The 14800-nt window shown below is 58.8% G+C and carries 11 protein-coding genes; 7 read left to right on the top strand and 4 right to left on the bottom strand.

Going from position 1 to position 14800, the window contains the following annotated elements; all coding sequences use genetic code 11:
• A partial coding sequence (locus KIH73_RS10445; RefSeq protein ID WP_420830236.1) for an LGFP repeat-containing protein occupies positions 1–284 on the top strand: 284 nt, incomplete at its 5' end.
• Between the two features lie 166 nt (positions 285–450).
• On the opposite strand, the gene KIH73_RS10440 is transcribed toward KIH73_RS10445, so the two are convergent.
• Entirely contained in the window at positions 451–2322 is a 1872-nt protein-coding gene (locus tag KIH73_RS10440; protein WP_219083264.1) for a glycosyltransferase family protein, read from the bottom strand.
• Between the two features lie 177 nt (positions 2323–2499).
• On the opposite strand from KIH73_RS10440, the gene KIH73_RS10435 reads away from it, so the two are divergent.
• Genes KIH73_RS10435 through KIH73_RS10425 form a run of 3 tightly spaced genes read left to right on the top strand, consistent with a single transcriptional unit; the run spans position 2500 to position 6869 of the window.
• Entirely contained in the window at positions 2500–4644 is a 2145-nt protein-coding gene (locus KIH73_RS10435) for a hypothetical protein (protein WP_219083262.1), read from the top strand.
• 32 nt (positions 4645–4676) lie between these two features.
• Complete coding sequence (locus KIH73_RS10430) at positions 4677–5846, top strand: acyltransferase (protein WP_219083260.1); 1170 nt, start codon at positions 4677–4679, stop codon at positions 5844–5846.
• Positions 5847–5897: 51 nt separating this feature from the next.
• Positions 5898–6869, top strand: coding sequence for a glycosyltransferase family 2 protein (locus tag KIH73_RS10425; RefSeq protein WP_219083258.1), 972 nt, complete (start codon positions 5898–5900; stop codon positions 6867–6869).
• 112 nt (positions 6870–6981) lie between these two features.
• On the opposite strand, the gene KIH73_RS10420 is transcribed toward KIH73_RS10425, so the two are convergent.
• Entirely contained in the window at positions 6982–8202 is a 1221-nt protein-coding gene (locus tag KIH73_RS10420; RefSeq protein WP_219083256.1) for a LicD family protein, read from the bottom strand.
• Positions 8203–8445: 243 nt separating this feature from the next.
• Between KIH73_RS10420 and KIH73_RS10415 the strand changes: the two genes are divergently transcribed.
• Together KIH73_RS10415 and KIH73_RS10410 are read left to right on the top strand one after the other, a co-directional pair.
• The gene (locus KIH73_RS10415; protein ID WP_338024003.1) at positions 8446–9273 is read left to right on the top strand and encodes an ABC transporter permease; all 828 of its coding nucleotides are present in this window, start codon (positions 8446–8448) and stop codon (positions 9271–9273) included.
• 2 nt (positions 9274–9275) lie between these two features.
• Entirely contained in the window at positions 9276–10619 is a 1344-nt protein-coding gene (locus tag KIH73_RS10410; RefSeq protein ID WP_219083252.1) for an ABC transporter ATP-binding protein, read from the top strand.
• Positions 10620–10678: 59 nt separating this feature from the next.
• Here KIH73_RS10410 and KIH73_RS10405 read toward each other — a convergent pair whose 3' ends face one another.
• Both KIH73_RS10405 and KIH73_RS10400 read right to left on the bottom strand, forming a co-directional pair.
• Complete coding sequence (locus tag KIH73_RS10405) at positions 10679–12196, bottom strand: ATP-binding protein (RefSeq protein WP_219083250.1); 1518 nt, start codon at positions 12194–12196, stop codon at positions 10679–10681.
• A gap of 171 nt (positions 12197–12367) precedes the next feature.
• Positions 12368–14422 carry a glycosyltransferase gene (locus tag KIH73_RS10400; protein ID WP_236022731.1) on the bottom strand — a complete coding sequence of 685 codons (2055 nt, stop codon included), beginning with the start codon at positions 14420–14422 and terminating at the stop codon, positions 12368–12370.
• Between the two features lie 212 nt (positions 14423–14634).
• Here KIH73_RS10400 and KIH73_RS10395 point away from each other — a divergent pair.
• The coding region (locus KIH73_RS10395) for an NAD(P)-binding protein (protein WP_219083266.1) at positions 14635–14800 on the top strand (166 nt) is incomplete at its 3' end.

Here is a 14800-nt window from a genome sequence, read left to right as displayed (position 1 = left end):
GTTGGTTGGGTTATCCGACGGGTGATGAGTTGTCGGTGAGGGGTGGTGCGTCGCAGACGTTCCAGGGCGGTACGGTGTTCTGGAATGGTTCGACGGGGGCCACGCACGCCGTCAAGGGCGGGATCCTCAGTGCGTATGGAAGACTCGGCTATGAGCAGGGGTGGCTCGGTTTCCCCACGAGCGGGGAGATCGTCGACCCGCTGAGGTCCGGCGAGGTGTATCAGAACTTCCAACATGGTCAATTGCATTGGCGCCCGAACGGGACTACATACACCACCCGTTGATGATCGGTTGCCGGTTCTGGAAAACCAATGACGGGGGACGGCCGATAAGGCCGTCCCCCGTCATCATTCGTTGATGGCGAGCATCCGGGAATATCAGGGTGAAGAATAAAAATGACGAGAGCGCGGTGCTCTCGTCATGGGATGCACAAAGACCGATGAACTGCGATCAGTCCATCTTGAGGTAGTGCTTCCAGAACTTCACCGAGGTCAGCTCTTCGCGGGCGGCCGCGTACTCGGCGCGCAGACGATTGGCGTTTCTCTTGTAGTAGCGCAGGTCGCGATGGTAGCGCTTCATAATGGCGTCGAACCGCTTCGGGTCCTTGACACGGATGGCGCCCGAACGGTTGTACCAATCGATGACGATGAGGTACTTCTTGTTGCGGATCACGCCGGCCGGATACACCCAGCCCATCGCCGGAATGACGGCGTAGCCCTCGCCCTCGGTCTTGATGATGCGCTGGCCGTTGTCAGTGAGCAGATCATTGAGACGTTCCACTATATTGCGGGGCTTGTCGCTGTCGACCAACTGACGGTCGATCTTGGTCAGGTCAAAGCCTTCCAGCTCCGGATTGGCGTCGGCCTGCCGCTGCAGCTCGGCGAACGGCACCAGCTTCTCCTTGACCTTGTTGGCTCGCATGAACCGCTCCTCGGCAACGCCCATCTGCCTGATGAACCTCGGGCCCTTCAGGAAGTCCTCGAAGGCGTCCAGACACAGTTCGGCATTAGCATAGCCGAACTTCTTAAGCTCGAGGCGGATGTTGTTGTGCAGTTCGTACATGAAGTCGGAATTAGGGGCCATGCCGGTGGTCGCTTGGGCGATCATCGTGTTGCGCGTGGTCTGATACCGTTCCACAGCTGCGTTGTACCGGGCATGGAACGACATGTGCCACACGCACAGGCCATTCATCGACATGAACTTCGGCTGGCAGCGGATGCCATATTCCGCGTCATCGCAACGGACGAACACCGGGAGCGGCAACCCCTCGCGCTTGATGGTGGCGATCGGGATGCAGCAGTACCACCATGCGGCGTACCGCTGACCGCGCATCTCCTTGGTGGGCTGGAAGATCTCGTTATAGATCAAATCCTCGAACTTGGTCATACGCAGCGGAGGCTTCGTAGGTGAGAACGTGCCGGCCGGTGTCATGAAACCGATGTCTTCCCACTGATCTTCACCGATTTCGAGGTTCAGCATCGCGCCGCTGATAAATGCATCAGCATATTCGTCATTTACAAGCCGCAACAGGTTATAGGTGCGCTTGATGCTTTCGGGAGAGACCGCGACGTCGTCATCCATTAGCAGGATGTTGGTAGCCTGCGGGGTCTGTTCCATCGCTTCGATCATGCCGCAGGTGAAGCCGCCCGCGCCGCCGACGTTGTCGTTCGGGCGGACGTGCACTCGGTCGCTGCTCAGCGCTTCGGTGTCGAGGGTGCGGCCGTTATCGATCACATACATGTTGAAATGTCCGGCGATTTCGTCGTCGGAGGCCAGAATCTGGTCACGGACGAGACCGATGTTGCGTTCGATGAAGCGTTCTTTCTTGAAGGTCGTCGTCGCCAGAGCCAGCTCGACGTCGCGCAGGGATCCGTCGTAGTCGACGGTGTAGTAGCCATTGCGGATGGAGGCGTTGCCTTCGGTACGAATCACGAAGCCGACGATGACCATTTCGTCGGTGACGGTCAGCGGCAGGTCCACGGACTGCCAGTCGTCGGATGCCGGCACCTCGCGGAGGGTCCCGTCCACGGGGGTCGCGTGGGCGGAGAACGCGTCGCCCATCGTCTGCTCAATCGTGCAGGCCGCGCCTTTCAGTTCAAGATGCAGCGAGAATCCCTTGGCGATGGTGTATTCCCTCAGCTTCAGCACCGACAGCGAGTTGAAATACGTGGTGAAGTCGTATTCCCCGGCGCCGTACAGCACCCACTCCGACGTGCCCTTGTCGAACACGACTGGCTGGTCCGCGCTGCAGTACAAGGACGGGTATTTCAGCGACCGTGGATTGGTTTCCAACAGCACGTTGGCGAACTTCATAGTCGGCATAATATGACTCCTTAGATTCTTGCCCATTAGTACTCTACCAAAACCCCACCGGCCGGACGGGCGCTCCGGGCATGGATCGTCACGGATTGCGGCAGTCTGCGTCTTCGCCCGACATGAGTATAGTGGCGTCATTGCCCATGTCGTGAAGGACGCTTGGAAGAAACAGCTGGAGTCGTTATGAGTGCAACATTGACGGAGACCGCATCCACTGGCAAGAGGCCGCGCGGTGCGCGAAGAAAACTGCATATGACACCTATGCTGTGCGGCCTTGCAGTTGTGCTGTGCACGGTATTGGTGGAAATGGTCCTTTTCAACCTGCCCTTCTGGCAGACAATGAACGCTTCTCCAATCACGGTCGATGACTATGCGGTTGGAGAAGGCATCAGCCGTGACGGTGATACGCTGACGATTGAGTCGAACGACAACGCCTATATTGAAGTGAAAACGGACTCGACTATCGAGTATCTCTATATGGACCCGGGGGAGTCGCCGACGGACGTGACACTTCAATTCCAACTGGTTACGCAACATGTGGACAATACCGGCTGGTACACGGGAGAGACGACTAAATACATGAATCTCGCCTATGATGATTCCCGTTATGTTCGTGTCGGCGGCGAACACGATGGGGTGCGTATTAACTTCATCGGTGCGCAGGGGCAACAGCTGACGTTGCGACACATTGTGGTCAATCCGCAGATTCCTTTTTCCGTGAGTGTTCTGCGTGTGGCGCTCATTGCCGTGTGCCTGGTATATTGCCTGTTCCTGCGACCCGGTGCGGGAATCTACCGAATCCGTTTGTCGTCCCGTGTCGGTTCCATCCGGTGCCGGCAGACCTGGGTTCTTGCCGCGGTGACTGCGGTACAGCTGGCGATCGTATGCGGTGTGTGGCATTTCGCCGGCGGAGGTGATGCCGCGGCGTCATGGCCACAGCAGATTTTCGGTTTCACCACCGATTACGATCAGTACGCCCGTATGGGCGATGCTTTGTTGCACGGCCGGGTCTCGCTTGATCTGCCGGTATCGGACTCGCTGGCTTCTCTCGCGAATCCATATGATTCAGATATTCGCGGACAAGCTATGGGGGAGGGAGGCGGACCCATCTTCTGGGATCACGCGTTTTACGATGGGGAATACTATATGTATTTCGGCGTCGTCCCGGCGGTTCTGCTGTTCGTTCCGTTCCAGCTCATCACGGGGGGGTGGCTTGCCTCCACGTGGGCGATTCTGCTGCTCGGTTTGTTGACGACGGTGGCGATGACATGTTTTGTGGTGCAGGTTGCCGATAAGCTGTTTCGGCGCACCATCAGCTTGGGCGCTACGATTCTGGCCATTGTCGCATTGAACGCGGGATCGAGCATGTATTACCAACTGTTCACTCCGAATTTCTATGCGGTTCCCGGATTGGCTTCGCTGTGCTTCACCGTTGCCGGTCTGACGTTCTGGCTGATGTCCAAGAAGGGTGCGTCGGTTTCAAAAATACCGTTGGCGTTGGGATCCACGTGCATAGCGCTGAATCTTGGCTGTCGTCCCCAGTTTATTCTGGTCGCGGTGCTGGCCTTGCCGCTCTTCTGGGATGAATTGGTTCACCGGCGCCTGTTTTTCTCAAGGAAGGGTATCGGCAATACCGTCGCAGCGTTGCTGCCGTTTGTGGTGGTATTCACACCGTTGTTGGCTTATAACGCCATACGCTTTGGATCTCCGCTTGATTTCGGGGCGAACTACAATCTCACCGGTTTTGACATGACTGTGATGAAGACGCCCTTGATTGACATCATTCCGTTGCTGTTGTATTACCTGTTTCAACCGGCGAATATCACGATGGGCTTTCCGTTCGTCGGAACAACGCAGACGCCCTTGCCTCTTTGGGCTCCTGCGGAAGCCTCCGTCGGCGGAGTGCTGGCCATATGTCCGTTCTTGGTCGTCGTCTTTTTCGCCGTGTCGGCGTTCAGGACAGCGGACAACGCGATTCGACGGACCGCCTTTGGCGTGTTCCTTCTTGGACTGGTGATTCTCGTCGTCGATTGCTACATGACCGGTTTTGCTTGGCGTTATTATCTGGACTTTTCCTGGGCATTCTGCATCATCGCTGTCATGGTCGTCTTCCTGCATGATCGACGTCGTATGGAGGCTGTCGACTCGGTATCGACTGATGGAACGATTTTCTCGGCTGTGATATTGAGGGTCTTTTTCATCGGTGTCCTGTTGTCCGAGCTGTTCCAGTTCTTCTCATTGCTGGCTCCTGGGCGTATGACTCCGATGATTTCGGTTTGTCCGGACTTGTTCTATGAAGTAATGCGATGGTTCCTGGCATTGAATTGACGTAATCGGCAGAGGAGAAGGTTGTGCGTTCGGTGGCTGACACACAAAAAGCGAAACGGGATTGGCGATTCGAATTCATGCGTATCTTGGCTATGCTGGGCATTGTCGCTGCGCATTATTTTTCCAGCGACAATTGGGACGTACATATCAATCCCGAGAGGATGACCTCGTGGTTGTCATGTGTGCATCAGTCAATGGATATATTCGGCCAGGTCGGTGTTACATGGTTCGCGCTCATTTCCGCGTATTTCATGGCGTACAAGGTAGGTAGTCCTGTACGGCGTGCCGTCCATGTATGGGTCGAGGTGTTTCTGTACTCGGTTCTTATTTTTGTGTTCGTGGTGGCGCTTTCGAAGATCGATTCGTCGTATGCCGGCCCCGACCCATTGGACAGATACGCAATGTTGCGTAGCCTGCTGCCTGTCACGTTCAACGAGTATTGGTTTATTGGCGCATACATCATCATGATTGTGTTGTCGCCATTCATGAACATGATTGCGGAGCATGCCAGTTATCGACAATTTTTGGGCCTGATCGCGGTGTCCGTCTGGGTCATTTTCATCTGGAGATTGCTGAATCCTCAAATCGGCTATTTCACCGACTACGGATACCTGTGCTGTGTGTATCTGATTGGGGTGCTGATTCGCCGATACGCTGATCGGCTGCCGAAGATTTCTCTGCTTGCCGTGACTCTTGTGACGGTATTGTCTTGGATTGTTTGTGTCGTGGGCACGCATTTCGTGCGTTCGGACAATGTCATAGCGACCACGTTGGGGTATCCGCCGAACGCTTTGGGGGCTGGAGGCGGCGCCTCACCGATTCTTTCGGTCATCATCGGCGTCGTTTCGTTCCTCTGGTTTGTTCAGCGCCACTCGACAAAGACTCCCCGTCGTTCCAACGTGTTGACGCGGTTAGTCGTGATGATCGCGCCGGCCACACTTGGCATCTACCTGTTGCACACCAATGGCTTGCTGGTGCCGGTGCTTTTCGAGCCGCTGTACGCCGTCGCCGAACCTGCGGGGATGATCGGCAAGGGATTTGTGGCGATTGTCACGATACTGGCGGTGTTTACTATTTCGCTTCTCATCAGTCTATTGGTGCACTATCTTGTCGTGAGGCCGGTCTTGGGATGCATTGATCGACTGGGGGGCTTCAAGGTCCGTCAAACGGAAAGCCGCCCGAGTCGATCCGTGGAGCATTGATTTGATTGGGTATCGTCCCGGCGAGGCGTTGCATGTCATATAGTGGTAACCATGCCAGTTAACAACAAGGTCCCGAAAGTTGCGGTGCTTCTGCCGTGCTATAACGAGGAAGTTACCATAGGCAAGGTTGTCCGCGATTTTCGGACGGCGTTACCGGACGCCGATGTCTATGTGTATGACAACAACTCCACGGATCGCACCGCGGAGATTGCCACCGCCGCAGGCGCGATTGTACGTGTCGAACCGCGGCAGGGCAAGGGCAACGTCATTCGCGCCATGTTTGAGGATATCGACGCTGACGTATACATCATGTCGGACGGCGATGATACGTACCCGGCCGATGCGGCTCCTGCGATGGTGCGGAAAATCGCCGAAGGGTATGATATGGTCATCGGAGACCGTCTCAGTTCCACGTATTTTCAGGAAAATAAGAGGCCGTTCCATAACTTTGGCAACAAATTGGTCCGTAGCTCCATCAACGGATTGTTCAATGCGCACGTCACCGATATCATGACTGGCTATCGCGCATTCTCGTTCACGTTTGTGAAGACGTATCCGGTGCTGTCGCGTGGTTTTGAGGTGGAAACCGAGATGACGATCCATTCGTTGAACAACAATCTCAAGCTTTATGAGATGCCCATTCAGTACCGTGATCGTCCGGAAGGTTCCTACAGCAAACTCGATACCGTGGGGGACGGAATCAAAGTCATGAGCACGATCTTCCGTATGATTCGCGAGTATAAGCCATTGCCGTTTTTCGGTATCACTGGTTTGCTCGTTGGTATTATCGGATTGGTCCTTACCGTCTCCGTAACGATTGATTTTCTGCATACCGGTATCGTTGCTCGGTTCCCGACGCTTATCGGTGCGGTGCTGCTTATTATCGTTGGCTTGATGCTCGTTGTCGCCGGCATCATTCTCGATGTCATGGCGAAGAATGACCGTAAGAGATTCATCATCGACGCCAACCATTTTGCGATGGAACAACGGAATCGTCGGTGTGACGAGCGTACGCGCGCCTGAACCGATTATCGGTGGCGATGTTTCATCGTGAAGTGTTGCGGATCTAGGTGCATGGCAGTGTGGCATTTGGACGCTTGTCGGGGTCTGTGTACAATCCCCGACAAGCGTCTTCTTATTCGTTATGTGAGGATCCGAAATCGCGCAGCGTCTCATGCACTGCGGGATTCTGCAGCAGCTGTTCGTTGAAATGCCGGTGCCTGAACATGTTGGTCGGCAGGTACGGCCAACCCGGGTAGCATTGGTCGAGGATGTAATCGCAGTCGTGCGGAGCCTGCAAGGTATATCCTTCGAACATCATGGGAGTTGTGGGGAACACGGCGTCGGCGGGAAACAGCATGGTGCGCGAGGGGACGTCCATGATGTTTTCCAGTCCATAGGATACGGCCGCGGAATGCGGGGAGTCCGATATGAGATGACGTTGCAGGGCCTCGGCTCGATATTTGTCGAAAATGCTGTCGATCTGCTTGATCTCCTCCATGTTGGCGTCCAGGTCCTGCTCCTCGAACCGCGACCCGCCGATTTGCTGCACGACATCGTCGCTGCCCTTGGCGAACAGATACGGATACTGGTTCCAAAGCCGGAACTCGTGCATGTGCTGATTGAGCTCATCCATAAGACGGTATCGCAGTGTCTTAAGATCCCGGTCGTGGCCCGGCTCCGTTGACGGCGCCCAATCGAATACGCACAGGTCGATGAAGCACGGATTGTTGACATCGCGTGCGGAGAAGCGGTATTGCTTGCATAGCACATAACGATCGTAGACGACGCTGACCTGGTAGTCCTCGTCGTCGGCGAGAAGGGACCGCAGTCTATCGAGATCCTCCCGGAGCATGCAGATATCGATGTCGTCATCCCAGGGAATGCTGCTTTGCCTTGTCCTTCCTGCCAGCAGTGCGCCCCAGCAGAGCCAGTATCGTATGCCATGCTCGGAGCAGATGGAATCAAGGATGTGCATCAGCTTCGCCAACGCGAGCTGGAAGATGCGCTGCGGCCCGGTGGCTGCGGGAACCGTGGCGAATAGATCTATGGATGCTTCGTGACGGTCATCGCGAGTGCCGTAATACAGTTGCTGGAGATAGGCCATTGCGCGTATATCGAAGGAATCGAGCGTCTGCTGAAGCTGTTCGCTCTGATGAGTGGCGTCGTGCCTGGAGTCCATCTCGATGGTCCATGTGTGGTCGAATCGCCGCGCCTGCTCCTGTTCCAGAGCATCGAGCCTTTGCAGGATGCGGTCGTTGTCGTGTCGTACTTCTTCCGCAAATTGATTGAGGGAACGTTTCGATGCGGGCCTGTGCGCGACGATGCGCCGGATGGCGTCAGGGAATGGACTCATACAGCGATTGTAGCAAGGTGAATGCTGGGTGGATAAATGATGTATGTAAAGTGAATAGCATGTCTGGCATGGTGACGGCGGCGAAGCATGGGATTGCGTGGCCGGTTGCGGTGGACCATCATGGTGATTGTCCGGTCGTGACGTCGCAATACTGTGAAAGCTTCGCTTGAGATTCCACTAGTGACTCCAATGGGTGACTCCAAGAGATACGTAGACATTGCTAGGATGATTGCCGTGACGAAAATGGTAGAGACTTTACGCGCTAGATACGGCTATGCGCTGGTGGTGCTGCGCGGCCTGGTGAAGACGGATTTCCGTCTCCGCTACCAGGGCTCGTTCCTGGGCATCGCCTGGTCGGTGCTCAAGCCGCTGATGCTGTTCTGCGTCATGTACGTGGTGTTCGCCAAGTTCCTGCGCATGTCCGACGGCACGCCCACGTATCCGGTGGTGCTGCTGCTGGGCATCAGCTCGTGGCAGTTCGTTACCGAATCGGCGGGAGTGGGACTGCGGTCGGTTGTGGACCGTGGCGATCTGCTGCGCAAGATCCATTTCCCCAACTACATCGTCGTGGTGTCCGCGACGATGGGCGCGTTGATCAGTTATGCGATCAACCTGGTGGTCGTCCTGGTGTTCGCGCTGTTCTCCGGCGTGCAGTTCACGTGGAGGGTTGCGCTGCTGCCGCTGAGCATCATCGAGCTGTATGCCGTGACGTTGGGGCTTACGCTCATCATGGCCACGATGTATGTGTACTTCCGCGACATCGCGCATATCTGGGAGGTGCTGCAGCAGCTGATCTTCTATGCGATGCCGATCATCTACCCGCTGAGCTACGTCACCGATCGCGGTGGTCTGCTGGCCACGTTGGCGCGGCTGGAGCTGCTCAATCCCATCGCGCAGTCGATTCAGGATATACGCCACAACTTCATCGCTCCCGAAACCCAGCCGACGGTGTGGAACCAGTTCGATAACTGGGCGCTGAGGCTTTTGCCTGTGGTGCTCACCGTCATCATTCTGGTGCTCGGCGTCTATCTGTTCAGGCGCAACAGCAAGCGTTTCGCGGAGGTGATGTAGCAATGGCGGGGAACAACGGGGCCGTCGTGCGTGACGAGCGGGAGATCGCCGCGGAGCAGTTCGCCAGGAACTATGCCAAGGCGCCGGTGGTGCTGTCCGCCAGCCATGTGTCGAAGGCGTTCAAGCTGCCCACCGAACAGGCGACCGGCCTGAAGCAGGCGTTCATCAACTGGACTCGCGGCATCAAGGGATACAAGATGCAGCAGGTCCTCAAGGACATCAGCTTTGAAGTCCATCAGGGCGAGTTCTTCGGCATCGTCGGCCGCAACGGCGGCGGCAAGTCGACGCTGCTGAAGCTGATCTCGCAGATTTACTACCCCGAGCATGGCGAAATCCACGTCAGCGGCAAGCTGGTGCCGTTCATCGAGCTCGGCGTCGGGTTCAACCCGGAGCTGACCGGCCGCGAGAACGTCTACCTCAACGGCGCCCTGCTCGGCTTCACCACCGAGCAGATCGACGCGATGTACGACGACATCGTCGAGTTCGCGGAGCTTGGCGAGTTCATGGACCAGAAGCTCAAGAACTACTCGTCGGGCATGCAGGTCCGTCTGGCGTTCTCCGTGGCCATCAAGGCGCAGGGCGACATCCTCGTGCTCGACGAGGTGCTCGCCGTGGGCGACGAGGCGTTCCAGCGCAAGTGCAGCGACTTCTTCACCGAAATCAAGAAGGACCCCACCAAGACGGTCATTCTGGTCACCCACGATATGGGATCGGTCAAGAAATACTGCACGCGCGCGATGATGATCGCCGATGGCGAGGTGGTCGCGATGGGCGACCCCGAATCGGTGTCGCAGAAATACACGCTGGCCAACCTCGAGGCCGAGCGCAAGCTGGAGAAGGAACGGCAGGACGCCCGCGGCGGATACCCCAATGGCCTGAACGAGCGTTGCCCGCTGCTGCGGACGGTGGCATGCGAGCAGAAGGTCTACACCGCCGACGATACGTTCCGTTTCTACGTGGAATACCAGTTCGACGAGCCGGGCGATTTCTATCTTGCGATCGCGCTGCACGACATCCGTCGTGGCGGCATCACCTACGATACGGGTGCCAAGGTGCTGCGGATGAAGCGGCACGGCCATCAGAAGGTGTATTTCGAGATGCCGTTGAACCTGTTCAACGACGGCGAGTTCCGACTGGTCACCTCACTGCGTACCCCGAGTCCGACGAACCCCGACTTCGCGGACATGGTGGCCGTCGCGATTGAGTCCAACGCCTGCACGTTCGTGATCCGCGACCCGCACTGCCGTGACTCGTACGCGCTGCTCAACGACAGCGCGCTTACGATCACTCCCGAGAACGCCGACGAGGTCGAGGTGGTCCCGCCCAGAAGCGCGGCGAAGAAGTAGGCGTTCCGCCTGCGCCGTATGACGGGCTCCACCGCCCCAAGGCGATGGAGCCCCAGAGTTTATTCGTCGTCGCTATCCTGCATGCCGGAGACGTACCGTTGCCGCTTGCTGCGCGGCTTGTCGGGGATCGTCATCCGCAGTTTGCCGGAGGCGATCATCGGTCTGATGACCGTTCGCCGTACGTATGCCGTGGACAGTCCGCAGAATTCGGCGATATCCTGTGCGGAACGCGGGACGGCGCAGAATCGGAGAACGGCGTCATCGTTCCGGCCTGCCGGATGATGCTTCCGGGAATCGTCCGGGGCGTGTCCGGGACGCACCGCGGTTGTCGCATCACTGGCAATCCTCTGACGCTCCGCCGCGTCGCGCGCGGGCGCGCAACGGAAGCGTACGAGGAACGATCCGCGGCTGTCGACGAATTCCGGTTCCGGTGCACCAATTGCGCGCGCCTCGTCCCGGATGACGGGAATGCCGGAGTGGCGGTTCTCCGCAATGTGTTGGATTTCCAGAAGGGATACCAGCGTCGGGTTGCGGATTTGGCTGTTGACGTAGCCGAGCTCGCTGACGTTTTGCCCGCCGTATACGCCGCCCGGATTCCAGCACTCCAACCGGTCGGAGAACAGGGTGAGCCTGACCTGGGTGCCTTTGCAATACGGGCCGTAGTCCCTATGCATCAGCGCGTTGACGAGTATCTCGCGTACTGCCGTTTCTGGGTACTGCGGCACATCGGTGCGCCGTCCGTCGCGGATGACCGTGGTCGTTCTGGAATTGCGTGCGACGAACCCCATCGCGCCCTCGACCATCTGCTCCACCGTGCCCTCGAACCGTTTGTTGTCGAGAAAACGCTCTCCGTCCGCTCCCGTTCCCAGATCGGTGCCTGCGACCGCAACCGCGGTGACGCACAGGTTGGGGTAGACCTGCTGCGGATAGTCGCCGACGGACAATAGCCCCGCCAGTGTGGGCTTGCCGTCGTGCGTGACGCCGATGAGGTTCATGACCTCGTCCACTGGCCGCCGGGACAGCAGCGGCCGCCCGCGGCGGGCCTCGTCGACAAGCCTCAGCAACGCCGTCTCGTCGAGCATGTCCGTCGAGGCCGACGTCTCCGTGGCGATGTCGTCCCTGCGGCCGTTCTTGAACGATTCGATTTCGTACAGTTCCACGGGCGTCATATGTGCGTCGGCGTCGCCGATGCGCACGTACGACCCTTGGATGATGCCGCGCGCCGTCTGGTACACGGGTCGTTCGCTCATCGGCCTGCCCGGGATAAACGCCGCAACGACGGTTTTCCCGTCGATGTCCGCGGTGTCGAAGACGGGGCGGACCTCCGGCGTCATCTGCGTGCACTGCCCGTGGATGTTGCGCTGCAGATCCTGTGGGTCGTAGACGCCGCAGATTTCATATCCGGCCGACTCGTCGATGCCGAACACGATGACGCCGCCGTCGTTCTGGTTGGAGAACGACGATAACGAGTCGTGGACGCGCGGCGCGCCGTTGCGCGCGGACTTGACCTCCACCGTCCGCGTCTCGCAACGGGTGTCGACGATATGTCGGATGAGGTCGTCAAGGGTGTCATACATGATACCGCTCGCATTCACTATGTTGTGACTATGATGTAGTTGATATCATCGATGATATCAGTGTCAGTGATGATGAAAAACCTGCAAATTATAGAATATGGGTCATCATCATCGATGATGGATCGATGATGATGACCCGATAACCGTCAAAAACGTTCCGCTGTTCCGCCGTCACTTGGCGGCGACGTCCTTGAAGATCCGCTCCCAGACCTTGACACTGGCCATGTCGTACGCCCGGTACTCCTCGGACAGCCTGTCCCAGTTCTTCATGAGCCGTCTGGCCAGCATGACGCCTTCGCGGAGCCCCTTGCGGAACAGCCGGGGATTCCGGCGACGCCACGCCACCGAGTTGCCGTCCGGCGCCGTGACCAATGCGGAGCCCACACCGGTGAACGAGTCCCACAGCACGGCGTCCTTGGCCGTGATGACGGTGTCCGGCTGTTTGTCGCGTGTGCCGTCACGGCGGGACAGCAGGGCCTTGACCACGGCCTTGGCGCCGTCGCGGGTGATGTCCTTGGGGTTCTGTGGTCGCGGGGCGGGACGCGAGTCGTGCCGCGGCGCCGGCAGCGTCTCGAGGTCGGTGATGTCCGTGGAATCGGCGAAGCCCTCCCGGGCCTTGCGCACCTCGGCAAGCTTGCCCGGCATCGAATCGACGATGTACCCCGGACCCCGCATGATGTCCCGCAGTCCCATGTGCCGCAGCTTCAGCGCCGAGTACAGCAGCTTCAGCCCGACGTTGACGTCGCCGTACAGCATCTCGAACATGAACCGACGGCTCGGCCTGCGCGTGTGCAGCAGCGCGCAGATCCAACGGTTGCGCTGGAAGAAGTACTCCTCCCAGGTGCGGGCCGGATCCTTGTCGTGCCAGGCCTGATGCCAGACGGCCACGCCGGGCAGGCAGACGGTCGGGTAGCCGTGCTCCGCGGCGCGCAGCGAATACTCCGTGTCGTCGAATTTGATGAACACCGGCAGCGCCAGGCCGATTTCGCGGATGATGGTCGTCGGTATCAGGCACATCCACCAGCCGTTGAAGTCGGTGTCGACGCGGCGATGGCGTTCCGGCGAGTCCCTGAGCGGCGACGCCGCGAAATCGTGGTTGTACTCCAGATCCATGGTGTTGCCGTACCACCAGGTGTGCCGGTTGAAGCGCTCGCCCTGCGTGTACAGGATCGTGCGGTTGTCCAGATGCAGCATGCCGCCGCCGACGATCGTGGGCTTCCTGGTGTAGTCGGCGAATTGCACGGCCCGCAGGATGGCCTCCGGCTCGCTGATGGCGTCGTCATCCAGCAGCTGGACGTAGTCGCTGGAACCCGCCTGCAACGTCTCGTACATGCCGCGCGAGTAGCCGCCGGACCCGCCGAGGTTGGCCTGCCGCAGGTAGGTGAGCTGCTCGCCGAGCGCGCCCGCCGTGTCGGCGAAGCCCGGCTGGTCCTGCACCAGGTCGGTGCCTTGGTCGACGCAGTAGATGGTGTCCAGCCGCCTGCGCAGGTCCGTGTCGGCGGCGATGGCCTTGAGCTGGTTGTGGCAGTAGGGGGCACGGTTGAACGTCGTGATGGTGATCGACAGCGTGGTGTCGCCCTTGCGCGTCGCGGTGCGCGCCGAACGCGGGACGGACCATGCGGCGTCGCCGACCGTCAGCTCGTCGTGCGGCCCGGCCTGCGCGTCGAACCAGAAATACCCGCCGTCGACCAGACCGGTCATCGGCACCGTCACGGCGACGTCCGTCGCGCGGTCCGGCGAATCGACCTCCACCGTGGACACCGGTGAGAACAGGCCGCGGCCGGTCGAACGGAACAGCGTCACGCTGCCCCTGCCCTTCGCCTGGGCGGTGAAGCGCACCTCGTTCACGCGGGTCCAGCGGCGCCAGTAGCCGGCGGGGAACGCGTTGAAGAAGGTGCACAACGAGATGTGACGGCCCGGATATACGGTGATCGAACGCCTGCCGTCGACGGAGAAGACGTCGGCGCCGTTCGTCTGGGGACGTGTGGTGACGCTTTCGGTCATCAGCCGCTGGAAACCGGATTTGTTCAGGTTCGTCAGATCGATGCGGCGCTTGTCCACGCGCGGGTCGAAGACCTGGTCGGTCAGGTGCGGTCTCGTCCATTCGATGGCGTACAGCGGCATGGTCAGATCCTGGTCCGACATGGGGAACACCACACGGTTGACGGTTTCCCAACGATCCGGGGCAGGGGCCTCGCCGGCGTTGATGGGGCTCGTAGCAGACATGTCTCTCATTATAGGGATGTGGGGTTCGTGAGAGGCGTCGTGAAGGGTGCCCGGCGGCCCTGTCTGCGGCGGTGCGCTGCCGCGGTGGTGCCGTATGTGCCGGCGGTTGCGGGATGGATGTGGATTTTGCCCGGCAAAACGTACAATGTGCATGTGCGATAGTAGGATGAAGCATATTGTCTGTTTTCGTATTCGGCATGGAAGGTGCAATGATGACTGAATCCACACAGTATCCCGATTTGGTGGTTGTGGGTGCGGGTTTGTTTGGTCTGACGGTGGCGCAGCAGGCGGTGGAGCGTGCGGGCGCCAGGGTGGAGATCGTCGAGGTGCGCGACCATATCGGCGGCAACGCGTACTCGTACATGGACGAGGAGACCG

It is taken from the genome of Bifidobacterium phasiani (assembly GCF_019331775.1).
GTDB lineage: Bacteria > Actinomycetota > Actinomycetes > Actinomycetales > Bifidobacteriaceae > Bifidobacterium > Bifidobacterium phasiani.
This window is presented reverse-complemented; position numbering and strand designations above follow the sequence as displayed.